The 20,018-nt window shown below is 42.4% G+C and carries 17 protein-coding genes; 12 read left to right on the forward strand and 5 right to left on the reverse strand.

The features are described 5' to 3' along the window. The first annotated feature begins 100 nt into the window (after nucleotides 1–100). From BLS59_RS07615 to accC, 3 genes are all read left to right on the forward strand, one after another. Nucleotides 101–607: a c-type cytochrome gene (locus BLS59_RS07615; RefSeq protein WP_091147509.1), complete on the forward strand. Its 507-nt coding sequence runs from the start codon at nucleotides 101–103 to the stop codon at nucleotides 605–607. Nucleotides 608–811: 204 nt separating this feature from the next. Further along, nucleotides 812–1,027, forward strand: a complete 216-nt coding sequence (locus tag BLS59_RS31175; RefSeq protein WP_143014066.1) for a hypothetical protein — start codon at nucleotides 812–814, stop codon at nucleotides 1,025–1,027. A 93-nt stretch (nucleotides 1,028–1,120) separates the two neighbouring features. After that, nucleotides 1,121–2,602: an acetyl-CoA carboxylase biotin carboxylase subunit gene (gene accC / locus BLS59_RS07620; protein WP_091147095.1), complete on the forward strand. Its 1,482-nt coding sequence runs from the start codon at nucleotides 1,121–1,123 to the stop codon at nucleotides 2,600–2,602. A 3-nt stretch (nucleotides 2,603–2,605) separates the two neighbouring features. Here the strand turns inward: accC and BLS59_RS07625 are convergent, their stop codons facing one another. Further along, a complete protein-coding gene (locus BLS59_RS07625) occupies nucleotides 2,606–3,250 on the reverse strand; it encodes an HAD family hydrolase (RefSeq protein ID WP_091147099.1) in 645 nt (214 codons plus the stop codon). A gap of 281 nt (nucleotides 3,251–3,531) precedes the next feature. On the opposite strand from BLS59_RS07625, the gene BLS59_RS07630 reads away from it, so the two are divergent. Further along, nucleotides 3,532–5,370: an ABC transporter ATP-binding protein gene (locus tag BLS59_RS07630; protein ID WP_240315170.1), complete on the forward strand. Its 1,839-nt coding sequence runs from the start codon at nucleotides 3,532–3,534 to the stop codon at nucleotides 5,368–5,370. Nucleotides 5,371–5,606: 236 nt separating this feature from the next. Then, a complete protein-coding gene (locus BLS59_RS07635) occupies nucleotides 5,607–5,936 on the forward strand; it encodes a hypothetical protein (protein WP_091147103.1) in 330 nt (109 codons plus the stop codon). A 97-nt stretch (nucleotides 5,937–6,033) separates the two neighbouring features. Here BLS59_RS07635 and BLS59_RS31525 read toward each other — a convergent pair whose 3' ends face one another. The 4 genes from BLS59_RS31525 to BLS59_RS07650 all read right to left on the reverse strand — a co-directional run bounded on the left by BLS59_RS31525 (nucleotide 6,034) and on the right by BLS59_RS07650 (nucleotide 8,762). After that, nucleotides 6,034–6,186: a hypothetical protein gene (locus BLS59_RS31525; RefSeq protein ID WP_162842579.1), complete on the reverse strand. Its 153-nt coding sequence runs from the start codon at nucleotides 6,184–6,186 to the stop codon at nucleotides 6,034–6,036. 177 nt (nucleotides 6,187–6,363) lie between these two features. Continuing rightward, nucleotides 6,364–6,765 carry a DUF983 domain-containing protein gene (locus tag BLS59_RS07640; protein WP_091147106.1) on the reverse strand — a complete coding sequence of 134 codons (402 nt, stop codon included), beginning with the start codon at nucleotides 6,763–6,765 and terminating at the stop codon, nucleotides 6,364–6,366. An 11-nt stretch (nucleotides 6,766–6,776) separates the two neighbouring features. Beyond that, on the reverse strand, nucleotides 6,777–7,652 hold the full coding sequence (locus BLS59_RS07645) for an AraC family transcriptional regulator (protein ID WP_091147109.1): 876 nt from the start codon (nucleotides 7,650–7,652) through the stop codon (nucleotides 6,777–6,779). 159 nt (nucleotides 7,653–7,811) lie between these two features. Beyond that, nucleotides 7,812–8,762, reverse strand: a complete 951-nt coding sequence (locus BLS59_RS07650; RefSeq protein WP_091147113.1) for an aldo/keto reductase — start codon at nucleotides 8,760–8,762, stop codon at nucleotides 7,812–7,814. 186 nt (nucleotides 8,763–8,948) lie between these two features. Between BLS59_RS07650 and BLS59_RS07655 the strand changes: the two genes are divergently transcribed. From BLS59_RS07655 to BLS59_RS07685, 7 genes are all read left to right on the forward strand, one after another. Then, a complete protein-coding gene (locus tag BLS59_RS07655) occupies nucleotides 8,949–9,419 on the forward strand; it encodes a hypothetical protein (RefSeq protein ID WP_091147116.1) in 471 nt (156 codons plus the stop codon). A gap of 187 nt (nucleotides 9,420–9,606) precedes the next feature. Then, nucleotides 9,607–12,561 (forward strand): ligand-binding sensor domain-containing protein, encoded by a 2,955-nt coding sequence (locus tag BLS59_RS07660; RefSeq protein WP_143014067.1) that lies wholly within the window; start codon nucleotides 9,607–9,609, stop codon nucleotides 12,559–12,561. A gap of 12 nt (nucleotides 12,562–12,573) precedes the next feature. After that, complete coding sequence (locus tag BLS59_RS07665; RefSeq protein WP_091147123.1) at nucleotides 12,574–13,200, forward strand: response regulator transcription factor; 627 nt, start codon at nucleotides 12,574–12,576, stop codon at nucleotides 13,198–13,200. A gap of 436 nt (nucleotides 13,201–13,636) precedes the next feature. After that, entirely contained in the window at nucleotides 13,637–14,005 is a 369-nt protein-coding gene (locus tag BLS59_RS07670; RefSeq protein WP_091147126.1) for a VOC family protein, read from the forward strand. A gap of 11 nt (nucleotides 14,006–14,016) precedes the next feature. Beyond that, entirely contained in the window at nucleotides 14,017–14,883 is an 867-nt protein-coding gene (locus BLS59_RS07675) for a helix-turn-helix transcriptional regulator (protein WP_091147129.1), read from the forward strand. Nucleotides 14,884–15,297: 414 nt separating this feature from the next. Further along, nucleotides 15,298–18,348, forward strand: coding sequence for a SusC/RagA family TonB-linked outer membrane protein (locus BLS59_RS07680; protein ID WP_162842580.1), 3,051 nt, complete (start codon nucleotides 15,298–15,300; stop codon nucleotides 18,346–18,348). 23 nt (nucleotides 18,349–18,371) lie between these two features. Beyond that, entirely contained in the window at nucleotides 18,372–19,817 is a 1,446-nt protein-coding gene (locus BLS59_RS07685) for a RagB/SusD family nutrient uptake outer membrane protein (protein ID WP_091147135.1), read from the forward strand. The last annotated feature ends 201 nt before the right edge of the window (nucleotides 19,818–20,018 follow it).

Consider the following 20,018-nt stretch of genomic DNA (forward strand, 5'->3'; position numbering starts at 1 on the left):
ACAGGCCTATTGTATCCAAAAAATTACGCTATAAATTCCAAATTAACAGTTGGAACATTTAAAGTTAATACATATCTTAGATGACTTAAATATGACAATTATGTTTATTAACAAAAAAATATTAGTTACAGTTGGCCTGCTTTCGGTAGTAGTGTTTGGCGCCATGACCTCAATAACACCAAAACCTGCCGACGAAGGTTTTAAAAATCTGAAGGTATTACCCAAAAACATCACCGGCGATCAATTGCATGAGGTGATGGAGGAGTGGGAGCACTCGTTAGGCGTACACTGTAATTTTTGCCATGTTCGCGACGAAGCAGCCAAAAAAATGGATTGGGCAAGTGATGCAAAACCAGAAAAAGAAGCAGCCCGCGATATGTTTAAAATGATGAACAAAATTAACCAGAAGTATTTTCATGCCAAAAAAGACTCATTGGGTATGATCATGCATTCGGGGGTTAATTGCAATACCTGCCACCGTGGTACCGCTCATCCAGAAGTTGTTGTTCCTGAAGGAAAACGTCCGGGTGGTCCTGGTCAGGGCCCGGGCCCGGGTGCTGCACCTGGTCAGCCTGCTCCGGCTGGTGCGCCAGATAAAAAAGAGTAGTTTTAATAAAAGTAAAGTATAAAAACGCTGCTAATTAAAAATTAGTGGCGTTTTTTCGTTATAGGTTAAAAAATTAAGTGAAAAAGGGGTGTTGGTAAGGGTGAAAATAGCTTTTTTATTAATTAATAACTTAATGTTCATGATTAATTCATCAATTATGCCTACTTTTAATTGATTTAAGTCCCCTAATTAAATTTGCTTGCTATGACAGCTGAAATTGAAGCCCCTTCCGGCATAAGAAGTATAGATACAAGGAAAAGTGCAGCGAGAGCTGAATCTACCTGCCGTACTTGTAAAAATGATATGTCACGTGTAAAAAGAGGATATCTTGTAAAAACCTTTTTTTCTTGGTTACCTCTAAAAAGATACGCCTGCTACAACTGCCTCACCAAAACATATAAATGGAGCAGAACTAAATAATTTGCTGCTTATATCCGTTAATCGCGGTGTTTAATTGTTTTTCGTGGTGTAATATTTCCAAATCTTAATAGCTAAATCAGTTACATTTGTTTTATGCAAAAAATACTGGTAGCCAATCGCGGCGAAATAGCATTAAGGGTCATGCGCTCTGCGCGGGAAATGGGTATTAAAACCGTTGCGGTTTACTCCGATGCCGATCGTAATGCTTTGCACGTGCGTTATGCCGATGAGGCTGTACATATTGGTGCAGCGCCCTCAAATCAATCTTATCTCGTTGGCGAAAAAATTATAGCTGCCTGCCTTAAAACAGGCGCGCAGGGTATTCACCCGGGTTATGGTTTTTTAAGCGAAAATGCCGCCTTTGCAAGAATGGTTGCCGATGCCGGATTGATTCTTATTGGTCCATCGGCACAGGCTATGGAGGTGATGGGTAATAAGCTATCGGCCAAAGCCGCGGCCATGAAGTATAATATACCCATGGTTCCCGGTACCGAAGAAGCCATTACCGATATTGCAGAAGCTAAAAGACGTGCGGTAGAGGTTGGTTTTCCTATACTCATAAAAGCCGCTGCAGGCGGTGGTGGTAAGGGTATGCGTATAGTTGATGGCGAAGCTGATTTTGAAGAGCAAATGCAATTAGCCGTATCCGAAGCTACATCGGCCTTTGGTGATGGCTCTGTTTTTATTGAACGCTACGTATCATCGCCCCGCCACATCGAAATTCAGGTTCTGGGCGATACCCACGGCAATATAGTACACCTTTTTGAACGTGATTGCTCAGTACAGCGCCGCCATCAAAAGGTAATTGAAGAGGCACCCTCCAAGGTACTTACCCCGCAAATTCGTGAGCAAATGGGTAAATGTGCGGTGGATGTTGCGAGGTCTGTAAATTACACCGGTGCGGGTACAGTGGAGTTTATTATGGATGATAACCTCAATTTCTATTTTTTAGAGATGAATACCCGCCTGCAGGTAGAGCACCCGGTTACAGAACTGATCACCGGTATCGACCTGGTAAAAGAACAGATCCGTATTGCACGCGGCGAAGCGATCAGCTTTAAACAGGAAGACCTGCAAATTCGCGGTCATGCTATAGAGTTAAGGGTTTATGCAGAAGACCCTGCTAATAATTTCCTGCCGGATATTGGTACACTCCAAACCTATATAACCCCAAAAGGTGCAGGCGTAAGAGTTGATGATGGTTTTGAGCAAGGCATGGAGATCCCCATTTATTACGACCCCATGATTGCCAAGCTGATAACCTATGGTAAAGACAGAACCGAGGCCATTGAACGCATGGTACGCGCTATTGACGAGTATAAAATTACCGGTATTACCACCACCCTTGCTTTCGGCAGGTTTGTAATGGAGCACGAGGCCTTTACATCTGGCAATTTTGATACGCATTTTGTTAAAAAATATTTTACCCCCGACGTATTGCAAACCGGGAACGAGCAGGAGGCCGGTATCGCCGCCATATTAATGGAGCAACTGCTGGGCCAAAAAAATATCACGGCAACCTCAATTGCTGCTACAGAAACAAGTAATTGGGTAAAAAACAGGAGCAGGTTATAGAATCTATAATAGCTCAGTAAGCTCCTCAAAACTATCAATGGTGGCAACCATACCATCGGGCACAACGCCAAAACCATAGCTGGCAAAAATAAACGGAACGCCGGCTTTACTTGCAGCGCTGTAATCACCCATGGTATCGCCTATGTAAACCGGGTTTTTAAGCTGATGGTCGGCAACAATATCTTTTATATTATCGGCTTTCGGATTGCCTTTGGTACCGTAGCATTGGTGACCCAAAAAATAGCTGTGCATATTGTTTAGATCTAAAAATACTTCGATATAACCGCTTTGGCAGTTACTCACAATATATAGCTTGTATTTGGCTTGCAGGTATTTAAGTGTTTCTTCCAGTTTCGGATAAAGCTCACCACCTTTTTTATAAAGTATTTCCAGTTCGCTTATGGCACAAAGTGATTGTACTTCTTTCCGTTGAGCAGTATCAAGGTTGGGGAATAGCTTGTCGAAAATGGCATCATAGGTCATGCCGGTTATGGAACGTACACGTTCAACAGTCATTACCTCATCAATATAATCAACCTGGTTAAGGGCGGCCTGCCAGGCGAGGGCTACATTACCGGTACTATCCCAAAGAGTACCGTCGAGGTCAAAAATTATACTGTCGAATTTGTTTTTTAATGAGCTATCCATAGTGGCGGCAAAAGTAAGGGTTTATTTTTTTGCCGGGGATGTGAGACTGATTTATTTTATATTTGACTGTTATTCTGATCTTATATTAGATTGTCATCCTGAGGAACGAAGGATCTAATCGTCGATAAGCAGAGCGCATAACAGATCCTTCGTTCCTCAGGATGACAGTTCGGAAATTGACGGAGGTAATTTGTCACCCCTCCCTCACAAATTGCCTGTTTTAAATAAAAAGCTCAATTATTGGTTAAATTTGATGATACCAATCAGGAAAGAGATCTATATTGAATACCAACCGCCCGCCAAAAAATACCATCAGCACTAAAATAACATTAAAGGAGCGCTTTGATGCGCTGCGTAACCTGCCCGCATTTTTCAAACTGGTATGGCAAACCAACCGCTGGATGACGGTGGTAAGCGCCTTGCTGCGCATTGTGCGTTCGGCCATGCCGCTGGGTTTACTATATGTAGGTAAACTAATTATTGATAAGGTAGTTACCATAAGTCACGCGCCGGTTAAGGATCTGGAACCATTATGGCAACTAGTTGCAATTGAGTTTGCACTGGCCATATTTACAGATGCGCTAAGCCGTGCCATTACACTTATGGATAGCCTGCTTGGTGATCTGTTCAGCAACTATACATCGGTGAAAATAATGGCGCATGCCGCCACGCTTGATCTCGACCAGTTTGAGGATTCGGTATTTTATGATAAGCTGGAAAGGGCAAGGCAGCAAACCATAGGGCGTACCATACTGCTGTCGCAGGTAATGAGTCAGGTGCAGGATTTGATTACAATGGGTTTCCTGGCTGTTGGGCTAATGGCTTTTAATCCCTGGCTTATTGTGCTGCTGCTGATAGCCATAATCCCGGCTTTTTTGGGCGAATCGTACTTTAATGATAAAAGTTATGCGCTTACCCGTGGCCAAACGCCCGAGCGTCGCGAGCTTGATTATATCCGTTACCTGGGTGCCAGCGATGAAACCGCCAAAGAAGTAAAGATCTTCGACCTGTCGGGCTTTATTATCGATCGCTTTAAGGTTTTATCAAATAAATTTTATGCAGATAATAAACGGCTGGCTGTAAAACGATCATTATGGGGAACGTTTTTCGCTATGCTGGGCAGTATTGGCTATTACGCCGCATACGTGGTTATCATTGTGAGAACGGTTAATGGCAGCGTAACTATTGGCGAACTGGCTTTCCTTGCCGGTTCATTCAGGCAGTTGCGTACTTTACTGGAGGGGATACTGACGCGGTTTACCGCCGTATCACAAGGCGCCATTTATCTACGAGATTTTTTTGAGTTTTTTGAGATAGTACCTAAAATTAAACTGGCCGCCAACGCATTGCCATTCCCCAAGGTTATAAAAGAGGGCTTTACCTTTGAGGATGTTGGTTTCCGATACCTTAATTCCGAGCGGTGGGCTAATCGTCACCTGAGCTTTACCCTTTACCCCGGCGAAAAGCTGGCCTTGGTGGGAGAGAACGGTGCAGGCAAAACTACGCTGGTAAAGCTACTCTCGCGCTTATATGACCCCACCGAAGGACGCATATTGCTTGATGGCGTAGATTTGCGGGAATACGACCTGGCAAGTTTGCGCATGAATGTTGGTATTATATTTCAGGATTACCTGCGTTACCAGATGAGTTTTGCACAAAATATAGCCGTAGGGAAGATCAGCGAACAGGATAACAGGCCGTTGATTGAAAACTCGGCCAAACAAAGCCTGGCTGATGTGCTGGCTGCCAAACTTCCCGGTGCGTATGACCAGCAATTAGGTAAACGTTTTGCCGACGGTGTTGAACTATCGGGCGGCGAATGGCAAAAGGTGGCCCTTGCGCGTGCCTACATGCGCGATGCGCAACTGCTTATTCTTGACGAACCCACATCGGCATTAGATGCCCGGGCAGAGTATAATGTGTTTGAGCGCTTTGCCGAACTTACAAAAGGCCGTTCGGCGGTATTGATCTCGCACCGTTTTAGTACCGTGCGCATGGCCGATAGAATTTTGGTGCTTGAAAAAGGAGAGCTTATTGAAATAGGTAGCCACGAAGAGCTATTGCTGAAAGGCGGCCGTTACGCCGAGTTATTTGATTTGCAGGCAATGGGCTACCGGTAAATACCGCCACGATTTCAGTACGTTATTTGCCCATGCAAAGCCTTAATTTTCTTTAACGATATTGCATATTTATAGGGTGCTTTCCTTTAAAAATGGAAAATAAAAGACGATTTTCCTAAAAACTGCGTAAAAATACGTATGCTTTTCAGTGGTATCCCTTATTGCATTTATTATTTCATGGCTTATCTTTGTTTAACATTTTACTTAAACCAAACCTTATATAATACCCCAAGCCTATGAAACTTTTTTATCATTTTTTAATTTTCGTTTTTGTATCACTCGTTTTGCTGGCGTGTGCAAACGTTTTTAACTCAGATGGTAGAATGGATGATACCAATATTGAACCATCAACATCAGAAAACAGTAAGAATATTAAGCAACCCAATGATTCTGTAGCCGAGGCTGGCAAGAGCAGTCGGGCCATGCTTACCAGTTTCAAATACAACAATCTTTTTGATAATAGCCAAGTAGCCGAAAAGGATTGTAGCTGCAAAAAACATCGTAACCCTATAAATGATTTACAGATGGCCATCTTGCATTTTAATCAAAACCAACAACAGTTTTAATAAGATAGTTTTTAGTAGTTAGTTAATTTTTTAGTTAGGGAACAGTTGCAAGCAGTCGTTACAGAAATGTAACGGCTGTCTTGTTTTTTAATGGGTATTATCTATAGGGAAAATGACCGAAAGTAAACATTACGGTTAAAAAGGGAATAGTTAATAAAAAAAAGGCTTTCGCTAATTGCCTGTCGTCGGCATTGCCAATTATAAATACGTTATACAGGTCTTTTTTTAGGTTGTTAAATGCATTTTTCATATCTCAAAAAATAGATGTTCATTAATTGTGTTTCTTGTAAATATGACCTTGAAAAAAGCGCATGGTTTAACCCAAACATAAAAAGTACATTAACAAAATAGTTATGATGAGCCTTAAAAAACAAATGCCCGCAGCAAACCTGCGGGCATTTGTTTTGAAGAAAGATGCCTGATTTAATTAATGATCCTTACTCATTTCCGGCACGTAATGCAGGCCAGGGGTAAGCCAATGCAGCAACAATACCCTTGAATATCTGAAGTTAAAAGGGGCAAGTAATACCACAACACCCAGTATAATGCCACAATAAACCCAGGGGTTATGGCTGCCGGTTAATACGCTTATGGCTACGGCAAGGGTAACCATTTCGGCAACGTTAAAGGCATAGCTAACAAACATGGCTACATAAAAATAACCGGGTTCGCGCTCAAAACTTAGATTACAGTGTGAGCAGGTTTTATTCATTTCCTGCCCGTGAAAACCATACATGCTATTGGCAAACATATCGCCGCGGCGGCAACGCGGGCATTTGGCATGTACTATGGCGGGCCAGGCAGCTAATTTATAATTTGTATTTTCCATGATCGTTTTGGTTAGGAGTTTAATATTTTTTTACGGAAATCTTCGGGGTTCATTCCTGCCGATTTTTTAAAGAATTTGGTAAAGTAGGAGTTATCGCTAAAGTTGAGTTTAAAGGCAATATCTGTAATGCTAAGTTTGGGGTTGGTAAGTAAACGTTTAGCCTCAAGTAAAGTGCGGTTGCGGATAACTTCGCCGGCCGGCATCCCCAGCAGATCTTTACAAACCGCGTTAAGGTGATTGGGAGTGATGTATAACAAAGCCGCATAATCCTTGGGGAGTTTAATATCGGCATAGTGCTGTTCAATCAACACCTGGAAGTTTTTAATAAGCGTTTGGTTATAAGATAATTTACCCACCTGCTGCGGCGTTGCATTCAACCCATTTATACCGATGAATAATTGCAGCATCAGCAGCCTCACCATATCGCTGCCTTGTGGGGCTGGTTGGGTAATTTCGGTAAGTATGGCTTCAAATAATTGTTTGGCTGTCGCGAAGCTTTCGTTTGGCAAATTCACAACGGCATCATTCAGATTGCCGCTAAAAAACGAGAACCCATCCAGGTAACCCGGCTGCAGTACAAATGATTGTATAAAATTTGCCGAAAAGTTGATGATATAGCCATCGGTAAACCCATCAAAATGCCAGGAGTGTACCTGCCCGGGAATCATAAAATAAATTTGACCGGGGTTTACATCAAAGCTTTCAAAATCTATGGTATGGGTACCGGCTCCATGCGTAAACAACACCAGGTGGTAAAAGGAGTGCCGGTGCGGAAAGAAAAGGTTTTTATGCGCTTCCAGATAGGGAGCAAACCGGCTCACCAATAAGTCGTCCTGCCTAACGTCAGACAGGGAACAGATATCGTATACTGGAATGCTTTGTATCATACCACAAAACTACACACAATACCCCGCTTGTAATGGTACTATGTGTAGTTTGTATGGTACTATTTACTTATTTTTAATTTTTATGCTGATTATATTAAGCCAAATTTTGTGGCTGTCATGGTAAAAAATGCTTAGTTATTCATGAGTTTCTAAAGAACATTAATAGGCGCTTGCGGTATTCAATGTTTCAATTGCATAGGCGCTTAGTGATAGTGTTGCCGCTTTTGTAAATTCGGCAAGTTGTTTGGTATTGGTGGCGCTAACAATGGGTGCCGTAATGCTTGGCCTTGCAATAAGCCAGGCAAGTGAAACTGCAGCTGGCGTGCTGTTATATTCTGCAGCTACGCTATCAAGGGCTTTTAAAATGGCCTTGCCTCTGTCATTAAGGTATTTTTTTACCATTGGGCCACGACTACTGCCCGCAAGGTCGGCTTCGGAGCGGTATTTGCCGCTTAAAAAGCCACTTGCCAGCGAAAAGTAACTGATTACGCCCAGTTTTTGTTTACTTACAAAAGGCTCAAAGGTGGTTTCATATTTTTCCCTGTCGAACAAATTATACTCGGGCTGCAGCGTCTGGTAACTTGGAAAACCTTTTTCACTGCTCACTTTTAATGACTCATGAATACGCTCTACAGAAAAATTTGATGCACCTATCGCCCTCACTTTGCCTTCTTTTATCAATTGGGCGTAAGCACTCAGGGTTTCTTCAACCGGGGTTTCAGCGTCGTCATAATGAGATTGATAGAGGTCAACATAATCGGTCTGTAACCGCTGCAGTGAATCTTCCGCGGCTTTAATGATGTATTCTTTTTTCAGCCCTTTTTTATTGGCAGCCAGTTCGGCGCCAACTTTGGTGGCAATTAGTACCTTATCGCGTTTGCCGCTTTGTTTAAGCCATTTGCCAATCTCCGTTTCAGATTCGCCGCCTTTGTTGCCCGGCACCCATACAGAGTAGGCGTCGGCAGTATCAATGGCATTAAAACCGGCATCTAAAAATGCATCCAATAAAAGTGCTGTATCGGCTCCTTTAACTGTCCATCCGAAAACGTTGCCGCCAAAAAACAGTGGCGCTGTTTTTAAGCCGGAAGTACCTAATTCACGTTGTTCCATACTGTAAATAATTAAAACTATGTATAAATAAAAAGAGCCCAGGGCACTATTTGTTTGTCAGGATATTGAAATAATCGCCAATAAACTTAAAAAGGCCGGTAATGGTGTTATACGCATATTTTTAAGGTGCTATATGCACATTTTTATTTGCGTGGCGGCCCCACATTTGGTTAAAAATATATCACAATGAAAAACAAATTTTTAGTGGCCTGCATAATATGTTTATTATCGGCCAGCAGCATGTACGCATATACAGGTCCTGGCGATAATGCCGCTTATAACTCAGTTATCCGCGATTTTATAGAAAGCCACATGACCTCCAATTACAAAAAACTAAATAAGGTGCTTGATGAAAATTCAACCTATAAAATTCCGCACGGCCAGGAAGTGCTTGTCCAAAGCAAAGAGGAATTGGTTGGTCAGATGAAAAAAGATGGTGGTTTGGTGCAAAACTGCACGTCAAATTATGAGGTGCTTGCCAAAAGTGATGCTATGGTAATTGCCCGTGTTGATTTTAGGTACGATACCAACATTCAGCACAATTACCTGATACTTGAAAAGGATAAAAACCTGGAGTGGAAAATTACCCAGGTTTGCAAAATATTTGATGACGTTGCTATCCCTCAAAGTAAAGAACTGGCAACCGCGAAGAACTAAATTTTTTGACTGATTAATAAAGAATGATGTGTGACAGTCCTTTCTGCCGGCTGGCAGAGGGATTTTTTGCTAATACCCTTTACCGCTACTCTAATTAATCACCCTTTTAGGGTGATTTTTTTTGTTTTAAATAGCTTTATTTTGAATGTAAATTGCATTAGGCTGCAAAAAATTAATTTGATATTAATTGACTAAGACTTTTTTATTTCGGGTTGTTGCATTGGTGTGCGTGGTATACTTGGGTTTTATAGGTGCACGGCCGGCTTATGCACAAAAATATACGTTTGCCCATTATGATATCGAGGACGGGCTTATCCAGTCGCAGGTAAACAGGTTTTCTATGGATGCCGATCACCGGTTGTGGATGGGCACGTTTGGCGGTGCCTGCCGTTTTGATGGTAAGGAATTTATCGGCTATTCGCGCCAAAACGGACTACCCAATAACTTTGTAGGCGCCGTACTTAATGATAGGGAAGGCCGCAACTGGTTTGGTACGCTTGGCGGCCTGGCGATGCTGCAAAACGGAAAAATCACCCTTTATAACCCCGATATTACCTTAAAGCGAAATGTAGTAACCAATATAGTGCAGGATGCAGCCGGCACTGTTTGGGTGGTAATTGGCGAAACATTATTTAAGATCAATGGCCAAAAACTACAGCATGTGGTTATTGCCGATAATGCCATCGTTACTAATCTTACTTTAAACAGCGCCGGCAGGGTTTACGCTGCGGTTTTTAAACAAGGGATCTACTGCTTTAACGGCAGATCATGGAATGTTTGCATCCGCCTTAGCGGTAATTACCAGGAGTTGCCCATACGGCGCATGATGTTTGACAGAGTTGATAAACAGAAACTTTATCTGCTTACCTGGTTTGGTATGTTCACCGTTAAAGGCGATGTGGTAACGTCATTGCCCGAAGAGCAAGCCGCCCTCATAAAAGGGCAATTACTAAGCTTTGCGCAGGATGCCGATAATAATTTGTGGATAGGTACCGATAATGGCGCTTATTGTATTTGCAGCGATGGTGTTACGCATTATAGCTCCCAAAACGGGCTAACCGATAATTCCATAGCCGATATTTACCTGGATGCCGATAATAACCTTTGGCTGGGTAGCCTTGGCAATGGAGTTTTCAGGTTTGAGGGTAACAAGTTTTTAACTTTTGATGGTTCGCAGGGATTGCACGATGCCAAAATTGTGATGGGCATAACCCTTGATTGGAATAACGACGTTTTACTTGGTGCCGAAGGCGGCGGCCTTATCCGTTACGACGGTAAAAAACTGTTCGACGTTAAAACGCCGGTATCGCCTAAATACTTCAAGGGTATCCAATGCCTGTACACCGATAAAAATAAAACGGTTTGGATAGGCACCGCGCTAACCGGCCTTTGGCAGTATAACAGCAACGGCTTTAAGCAAATAAAAGGCAGTCCGTTTATTTCATTTAATGGTATTACCAGCGATAGTAAGGGCACACTTTGGATGGCAAGCTCCCAGGGTTGTTTTTATTACGAAAACGGCCTTTTGAAACAATTGGAGGGGGTACCCACATTTACCACATCCATTGTAATAACCGGGCACGATTCCTTATTTGTGGGTACGCAAAACGGCATTGTGCTGGTAGTTAATAAAAAGGTGATGAATACCTACAACCAAAAATTCCTGAAAAATACCACCATCCTTTGTATGATCAATTACAAAGGGATGATGCTGGTAGGTACCGACGACAGGGGCCTTTTTAGCTGGGACCTTAATACCGGTGCTTTAAAAAACTATACCATAAATGATGGCCTTAAATCCAACTCCATATACAGCCTTGTGGCCGATGATCGCGAAAAACTATGGATAGGCACCGGTCGCGGCGTTAATCGCATGAGTTATAAGACCAGCGGTAAAAAGTTTGAAATCATAGACAACATCGGTACCAAGGAACAGGTCATGGAATCGAATCAAAATGCTATTGTTTATAAAGACCATAAAGTTTGGGTAGGTACCACCAAGGCAGTAATGGTGTATAACACAAAGGTGCGGATGCAGCCATCTCCGCCGCCGCATATCATTATTGAAACGGTAAAGCTAATGCCGCAGATAAATAACAATGCTGATACAAATATTACCTATTTGAATAATGGCGTACAGCTTAACCATACCCAAAATCACCTGTCCATTTCATTTTTGGGAGTGTATTTAAAAAATCCGGATGGGGTGTCATACCGTTATAAACTGGTTGGGCTTGATAGTACTTTTTGCGCACCTGTAAAAAATAATGTGGTCGATTATCCGTCGTTGCCGCCGGGGAAATATACCTTCCAGGTAAAGGCCATCAGTCCCGATGGTAAGGTATCGGTAAATACGGCCAGTTTCGGGTTTTGCATTTCGTCGCCATTTTATAAAACCTTTATTTTCCAGGCATCGGTAATTTTATTTTTTATGCTGATAGGTTTTGGCGTGCAGCGCTTTTTGCATGCGCTTAAAATACAGCGGCAAAATGCCATTGAGGTTATGAAACAGGATGAAAAAATAAAGATCCGCCAGCAAACGGCCGAAGATTTTCATGACGACCTGGGCAATAAACTTACCCGCATTTCCATCCTGTCGGAAATTTTGAATGCCAAGATAGACAAGGATAAAGCAGATCAGCGCGGCCTTGTTGAGCAGATAAAACAAAACGCGGCTGCCCTATACAATGGCACCAAAGATATTTTGTGGGCGCTTGACCCCAAGAGCGATAACCTGTATGAAACGCTGGTACATATTAAGGAGATAGGTATTGAGCTTTTTCAGGATATGCCGGTTAACTTTAAGTTTGAAGGTATCGACCAAAACCTGCGGCAGATAAAGTTACCCATGGAGTACAGCCGTAACATCACCATGATATTTAAAGAGCTGCTGAATAACTCTCTTAAACATGCCGAAGCCGCCGAAGTGATCATCCAGTTAGTTTATACCGATAAAAATGAGATTAGCCTATATTTTACCGATAATGGCAAAGGTTTCGATGAGCAAAAACATGGTAGAGGGCATGGCATAAATAATATAAAGGCCAGGGCAAAACGCATTAACGCCGGTTTGGTAATTTTTTCGGAAGAGGGTAAGGGAACCAACGTTGAGCTTAAGTTTAAAAAGAATGGATTAGTTTAATTTAACAGGAGTATGAACCGTAATATAAGGATAACGATTATTGAAGACGATGAAACCATAAGAAATGGTTACGCATACCTTATAGATGCTACCGAAGGGTACGATGTTGTAAGTACTTATGTTTCATTTGATGAGGCCGCCAAAAAAATAGCTGCAGACCATCCTGATGTTATTTTGCTGGATATTGAGCTGCCGGGTGTTAACGGTATTGACGCCATTCCCAAACTTAAAAAGTTGCTGCCGCAATGCTTTGTACTTATCTTAACCGTATACGAATCAGAAAAGCTTATATTTAACGCGCTGGCCAACGGTGCATCCGGCTATCTAACCAAAAATACGCCCTCGGCAAAAATTGTAGAATCTATTAAGGAGGTTAAAGAGGGCGGTGGACCAATGAGCATCAATATTGCCAAGCTGGTTATAAAGTCGTTTCAAAAAAACCAGGAATCGCCGCTTTCCAAACGCGAAACGCAGATCCTGGAACTTATTGGCGAGGGAAAAAGCCGCAGCCAGATAGCCAGGGATCTTTTTATTGATCTTGAAACGGTACGCAGCCACATCAAAAACATCTACATAAAATTGGATGTAAATTCCCGGGCTGATGCTATAAAAATGGCCAAGCAAAACAAACTTATCTGATAAACTATCTAAAAGTGCAAGTTATTCATTGCAGTTGACTTTAGTCAACGGTTATGATAATATTATTGCGGGCTTTAGCCCAATTGTCCAAGTAAAATTTAGGCTAAAGCCCTCTTTTTCCAGTCTATATTCCGTTGACTGAAGTCAACGGCAATGAATTGTAGGATACTTAAATTAGCTAAATCAAATTTATGTAACTTCTGATAAACGGCTCATTATTGGCTTATCTGTAATATCTTACAGGTAATATTTATTTTACTAATAATTAATAAATCCCCCTATTTGGGGGATACGCCCGCCTTGCCAACAACCTACCTTTGAATTGTATAGCAGTTTTTGACTGACCGGCAGCTATATCCCCACGCTAAAACATCACGCCCTCATTTACATAAAGCGGGGCTGATCTTTTAAAACATTAGCATAATTTAAGCACACCATGAAATTGAAATATATCCCTGTTTTTACAGATGATATGGACGCGTTAATAAGTTTTTACAGCGAGAAATTGGGATTTACAGTGGCCGGCAAGATGGCATTTATAGAAGGCTGGGAAGGAACAGTGCTGGAAGCCGATAATTTACCCGATGCTGCAATTGTAGTAACAGCGGGCAATACCACCAACAATAAAGCCTGTATTATACTAAGTACCGATGATTGCCTGGCCGATTATCATTTATATAAATCAAAAGGGCTGTTTTTTTGCACCGCGCCCCGCTACCTGCCCGCAGGTATGCAGGCCGAGTTTTTAGATCCGGCGGGCAACCTGTTTGTTTTACTGGAAGAAAGAAATTATAACGAATTATAGATCTTGAAACGATGGACTATTCAAAAACCTTACGTAACAACAATAAAATATATAGCCGCACCGGCAGCCAGCGGCAAAGTCAGCAGCATGCGGCAGATTTTAGTATGCGTTTTGTTTTAAGCGGCAACGAGCGTTATGATATAGGTCACAGAAACCTGTCTATTTACCCCGATTCATTTTTGTTGCTCAATAGCGGCACCCAATACTCAAGCGATACAGATTCAAGCGAACCGGTTCAATCTTTCCATATCAATTTCGACAGGCAGTTTTTGCAGGATTTCAGGGATTGTATTACCATGAAGGATAGTAAGCTGCTGGCCCGGCAAGGCACAGCTGCAAAGCCCGACCAGGAATATAACGAAACCATTTACCCCTTTCGCGGCGATATAAGGTATAATGTGCATCACCTGAAACACCACCTTGATAATGGTATACAGGACGAGATGCTGATAAACGAATACCTGCACCATTGCCTTATTAACTATTACAGCATTTATAACGAAGAGGTTTTAACCAAGGTTGATAAGCTGGGCTTTTTAAACAAAGGTACCCGGCTTGAAATTTTACGCAGGCTTAATATGGCAAAGGAATACCTGTACAGCAACTTTAACCAAAACATAAGCCTGGATGACCTGGCCGACCATGCCTGCCTTTCGGTTAATCATTTACTGCGCACCTTTAAACAGGCATTTAACCAAACTCCGCACCAGTTTTTAATACAATTACGGCTGCAACGGGCACAACTGCTGTTAAAAAGTACAAAATACCCCATTAACGAGGTGGTTAACCTTATAGGCTTTGAATGCCCAAGCTCATTTATAAGGCTGTTTAAAACGCATTATAAAATTACACCTTTAAAATACCGCCAAACAGCCTGATGCGGCAATCCCTGCCGTTGTTTTATCATCCTTTGGTCAACTAAAATTTGTGCCGAAGCTGGGATATGTCAAAGTCATTAAAATGGTGATTATCGCACATCCGGCGAAAATAGCATGTGTTAATATTGTGTTACATATAAAATATTGCCTGTAAAGGGTATTTATTTAATTAACTATTAAAAACATGCACATGCCTATTACACCACCCACGTAGCCAATTGGCTCATTATTATCCGGGAGAAAACAAATACCTACAGATACAGCGTTGACTGCCACCCCTTATCATTTTGGCGCGTATCATACTTAGTTACAAAGTACTACCTGTACTCCATATCCCCCGGTAAATCAGAACCAAATCAATTTCATGGCGCAGCTGCCATGATCATCTTTTCAAAACAATTTATACACAACACAATGCAGAAAAAATTACTTATTCTTTTTCTCTTCGGGTTATTTGCCATTAGCAACGTATTTGCCCAGGACAGGAAAATTACCGGTAAAGTAACTGGTGCGAATGACGGGCAAACGCTTCCTGGCGTTAGCGTGAGGATTAAGGGAAGTACCGGCGGTACTCAAACAGATATTAACGGGATCTACACCATCAATATTCCGGCTAATGCTACAACACTGATATTCTCCTATATCGGTTTTATAAATAGTGAGGTTGTTATCGGCAGCAAAACACAAATAGATGTGGCGCTGACTCAGGATGACAAACAACTTACAGAAGTGGTGGTTACCGGTTATCAAACCAAAGTGAAAACATCGGTATCGTCATCACTATCGGTAGTTAGCGGTAAAGAAATAGCCGATAAGCCGGTACCCAGCATAGATAACCTTTTACAAGGTAAAGCGGCAGGCGTACAGGTAACTACAGAAAATGGCCGCCCCGGCGCCAACGCTTATATCCGCATCCGCGGTACAGGGTCGGTAAATGCCGGTCAGCAGCCATTATTGGTGGTAGATGGTGTGCAGGTACCCGATGATGTGGCTCCGCAGTTTTACACTACCCTAAACGCGAATGATATAAAGAACATTACCGTTTTAAAAGATGCGGCATCGGTATCATTATACGGTGCGCGTGGCTCAAATGGTGTGGTTTTAATAACCACAAAAAACGGTTCCGAATCTGAAAGCCGTGTTACTTACAGTTTTCAGTATGGTACCAATAAAAAACTGGCCGATAACTTTACGCTGATGTCGCCTGCTCAAAAGTTAAAGTACGAGTACGATCTTGGTTATGAAAACCCCGATTTTACACTTTACCTGAGCAATAATGGCCTGGGTGATAAAACCCTGTTTGACATTACCAGCGCCCAAAGGCAAGCCGGCTGGAATGCGCTCATCAAACAATCACACAATTGGATGGATGATATTTTGCGCAGCGGCCGTATTATGCAGCACCAGGTAACCATTAGCGGGCACGAAAAGAAAACCAACTATTATGTTTCGTTCCAGAAATATGATCAGGCAGGTATCACCATCGGGTCAGATCTTAACCGTTATACCGGTAAGATCAATTTAAGTACCGAAGTAAAACCCTGGTTCAGTATCAGCAATAATTTAAGCCTTGGCCAAAGAAGCACAAATGAGCTGCGCGATATTTATAATGCGCAAAACCCCTTTGTTGCCATGTATAGCTATAACCCATATGAGCCTATTTTTAACAAAGATGGTTCGTATAACATAACCAGCCAATCGTTAAACGTTATTGAGGCGCTTAAAAATAATCCCGAAAATCAGAAATATCTGGATGGTTACAATACCACCACGCTTGATCTGCATCCTATAAAGGGATTAAACGTATCCAGCCAGTTTGGTATGACCTATAATGATTACAAGCGCGATTACTTTGTAAAACCCGGATCAATACTTGACGGCTACATTGCCGACCCAACCGCACCCGGCGAAAAAACAGACAATGGATCGACAGAGTTTAGTTACGATTGGGTAAACAAAGCGATATATAAGTTTAGCGTTGGTGAAGATCATCACTTTAGCGCACTTGCTGTACAGGAGTTTCAAAAAGATCAGTTTAGCAGCTATAGCCTGAGTAAAAAGGGTTTTGCCTCCGGCGATCTGGGTACGCAGGATAATGGCGCGGCCAATGATGGTACCAATAGCACTTCAAAAGCTGTATGGACAATAGCATCGTTATTGGGCGAACTGGATTATAATTATAAGGAAAAGTATTACGTAACGGGCAGCTACCGCCGGGATGGTTCATCAAGGTTTGGGGCCGATAATAAATATGGTAATTTTTACTCGGCAAGTGCTTCGTGGCTGCTAAACCAGGAAGATTTTCTGAAAGGGATCAGCTGGATCAACGTATTGAAATTACGCGGATCAATAGGTAGCGCGGGTAACTTTAGTGGTATTGGTAACTACCAGTCGTTAGGCTTGTTCAGGTATGGTAAATATAATAACCAGCTTACGGCAGTGCCTTCGCAGGTACCCAATTCCGATCTGACCTGGGAAAAGAAGCTGAAGCGTGATATTGGTGTCGACTTTGAACTGTTTGACGGCAGAATCACCGGTGCTTTTGATTATTATAACGAAAATACCACCGCTTTACTGTTTAATGTTCCCCTATCGCAAACCACGGGCTTTACAAACGTAGTGCGGAATGTAGGCGCGATGACCAACAAGGGTATCGACATGGCTTTAAGCGTTGATGTAGTTAGGTATAAAGGCTTCAAATGGAATGTTTACGGTAACATCAACTACAACAAAAACAATGTTACCGAACTTTACAACGGCTCAACAGAAATTGACGATTTGAATGGCCTTGGCGTTGTAAAACCGGGTTATCCTATAAATACCTTTAAACTGGTAAGGTATGCAGGTGTAAATTCGGCTACAGGCGCAGCGCAGTACTATGATAAAACCGGCAAAATAACCGAGGAATATTCAAGTGATGATGCCGTAATACTTAAAGATAAAAGTCCTAATCCTAAATTCTTTGGTGGTTTTGGTACTAATTTAAGCTACAAGGGCATTGAGCTATCCGGCGATTTTACCTATACGCTGGGTAACTACGTGTTTAACTACAATAAAGAAACCTTAGTATCATGGGGCGGTGGTGTTTACACAGCGCAGGCGACTGATGCGTTAAACTACTGGAAAAAACCAGGCGATAAAAACGTACTGCCTAAGCCCGATGCCAACGCTACTACTTATGATACCGACCTGTATCTGCAAAAAGCATCATACATAAGGTTAAAGAACGTTACGCTGGCTTACACCATACCAAAAAATATAACCCAAAAAGTGCATGTACAGGGATTGAGGGTATTTATTACCGGCGAAAACCTGCTTACCATTAACCCCAATCATTTCTTTGGCGATCCTGAGGTGGGTATTGGCAGCGCAGAAAGTTTTGCCACCACTATACCAGGGCAGGCAACTTTATTTAGCTATCCAAACACACGCCAGCTTACATTTGGTGTCGACGTAACCTTTTAATAACCATTAATACAGAAACAGAAATGAAAAAGATATATATATACGCATCAATTGCATTGCTGGGTTTGGGTATAAGCAGTTGTAAAAAGGAGCTTACGCAAAACCCTTATAACGCCGTAAACAGCGAAGACGCTTTTAAAACCCCCGATGATTTTAGCAATGCTTTAAGAGGAGCCTACGCGGCGTACCGCAGTACTACCAATTTTGCGGTGTACTATGGCGGTCAGGATGGCGGCGCTATGGCCAGCACGCCAGATATTTTGGCCGATAACCTTATCCTTAACCAGCAGGGCCGTAAATCGCAGCAAACGTTTTTTGATTTCAAATACCAGCCCAACAATACCTGGGACTTGTGGGGAAATGCTTATGCCGTTATTCTGCGCGCTAATTTCATCCTCGCTAACATTGATCATTTAGGTGCAGGCGACTTTAAAAACAACATACAGGGCGAAGCTTTGGCCGTTAGGGCATTGGCACATTTCGATTTGCTGAGAACCTATGCCAAATCATACACGTCGGCAACGGATGCTGATCTTGGGGTGCCTTACGTAACCTCTACAGATCCAAATGCATTACCTGCAAGAGATCCTGATAAAAAATGTTATGATCTTGTTGTGGCCGATTTTGAAAAAGCAGCCACACTTATTGGTGCCGATAATGGCGTTGGCCGTATGGATAAAGCGGCTGTTGAGGGGCTGCTATCAAGAGTGTACTTGTACATGGGCCAATGGCAAAAAGTGGTTGATGCAGCTACATCGGCTATCAACACCGCGCCCGATGCTAATAAACTGGCAGATACGGTTGAGTTTCCAAAGATCTGGCTGGATGCCTCGGAGCGGGATGTACTGTTCAAAGTAAAAATACTGGATGGTGATAATGTGCAAATTGGCGTAGGCTACGAGCAGGCAAGTCCGGCTGGTGTAAAAGCGGAGTACAGTCCCGATTATGCTTTAACACTATTGTATACCACTACGGATACACGTAAAAGGTCATACATTGGGCAAACTGTGTTAAATACGGTTAAATACAATTACATTAAAAAGTATTTCGGTCGGGCGGCAGGTGCAGCCAACGTGGTTGATTTTAAAGTGATAAGGATGGGCGAGGTATACCTTAACCGTGCCGAGGCTTATTACAACCTTACAAAACCGGCCGATGCCCTTGCCGATTTAAATACACTTCGCGCAAACCGCTACAGCGATGACACACCCGGCGCCGAAACCGGACAGGCTTTGTATAACGCCATACAACTGCAGCGCAGGCTTGAACTTGCTTTTGAAGGCGCAAGGTTTTTCGATATCAAACGCTTGAACCTGCCTGTTCAACGGTCGTCATTTGGCGATAAGGCGGATGGATCTGGTATTGCGGCTTCGGTAAAAACAGTGCCTGCAAACAGCAAATTGTTTGAGCTGCCAATACCACTGGCCGAAACAAATGCCAATAAAAATATCAAACAAAACGATTATTAAACGAGGATAATAAGCATTTGCAAATGCAGCAAGGGCCGTTTTTAGTTTAAACGGCCCTTGCTGTTTGTTAACATTATCCGTTTTATGCACACTGTAATAAAGGGTGATTTTCACACATAATGATTTTGGGTAACGGTTTATGTTTGCATCAACCAGATATTTGTTAATTATTTGGTCAGTTAATAGTTAATTAAAAAAGTC

It is taken from the genome of Mucilaginibacter pineti, assembly GCF_900101875.1.
Lineage (GTDB): Bacteria > Bacteroidota > Bacteroidia > Sphingobacteriales > Sphingobacteriaceae > Mucilaginibacter > Mucilaginibacter pineti.

Coding starts and splice junctions, on each gene's coding strand:
- BLS59_RS07645 (WP_091147109.1), bottom strand. CDS start 7,652: ATGATACAAAGCATTCCAGTATACGATATCTGTTCCCTGTCTGACGTT.
- BLS59_RS07675 (WP_091147129.1), top strand. CDS start 14,017: ATGGACTATTCAAAAACCTTACGTAACAACAATAAAATATATAGCCGC.
- BLS59_RS07665 (WP_091147123.1), top strand. CDS start 12,574: ATGAACCGTAATATAAGGATAACGATTATTGAAGACGATGAAACCATA.
- BLS59_RS07650 (WP_091147113.1), bottom strand. CDS start 8,762: ATGGAACAACGTGAATTAGGTACTTCCGGCTTAAAAACAGCGCCACTG.
- BLS59_RS07670 (WP_091147126.1), top strand. CDS start 13,637: ATGAAATTGAAATATATCCCTGTTTTTACAGATGATATGGACGCGTTA.
- BLS59_RS07615 (WP_091147509.1), top strand. CDS start 101: ATGTTTATTAACAAAAAAATATTAGTTACAGTTGGCCTGCTTTCGGTA.
- BLS59_RS07685 (WP_091147135.1), top strand. CDS start 18,372: ATGAAAAAGATATATATATACGCATCAATTGCATTGCTGGGTTTGGGT.
- BLS59_RS31175 (WP_143014066.1), top strand. CDS start 812: ATGACAGCTGAAATTGAAGCCCCTTCCGGCATAAGAAGTATAGATACA.
- BLS59_RS07655 (WP_091147116.1), top strand. CDS start 8,949: ATGAAAAACAAATTTTTAGTGGCCTGCATAATATGTTTATTATCGGCC.
- BLS59_RS07625 (WP_091147099.1), bottom strand. CDS start 3,250: ATGGATAGCTCATTAAAAAACAAATTCGACAGTATAATTTTTGACCTC.
- BLS59_RS07640 (WP_091147106.1), bottom strand. CDS start 6,765: ATGGAAAATACAAATTATAAATTAGCTGCCTGGCCCGCCATAGTACAT.
- accC (WP_091147095.1), top strand. CDS start 1,121: ATGCAAAAAATACTGGTAGCCAATCGCGGCGAAATAGCATTAAGGGTC.
- BLS59_RS07635 (WP_091147103.1), top strand. CDS start 5,607: ATGAAACTTTTTTATCATTTTTTAATTTTCGTTTTTGTATCACTCGTT.
- BLS59_RS07680 (WP_162842580.1), top strand. CDS start 15,298: ATGCAGAAAAAATTACTTATTCTTTTTCTCTTCGGGTTATTTGCCATT.
- BLS59_RS31525 (WP_162842579.1), bottom strand. CDS start 6,186: ATGAAAAATGCATTTAACAACCTAAAAAAAGACCTGTATAACGTATTT.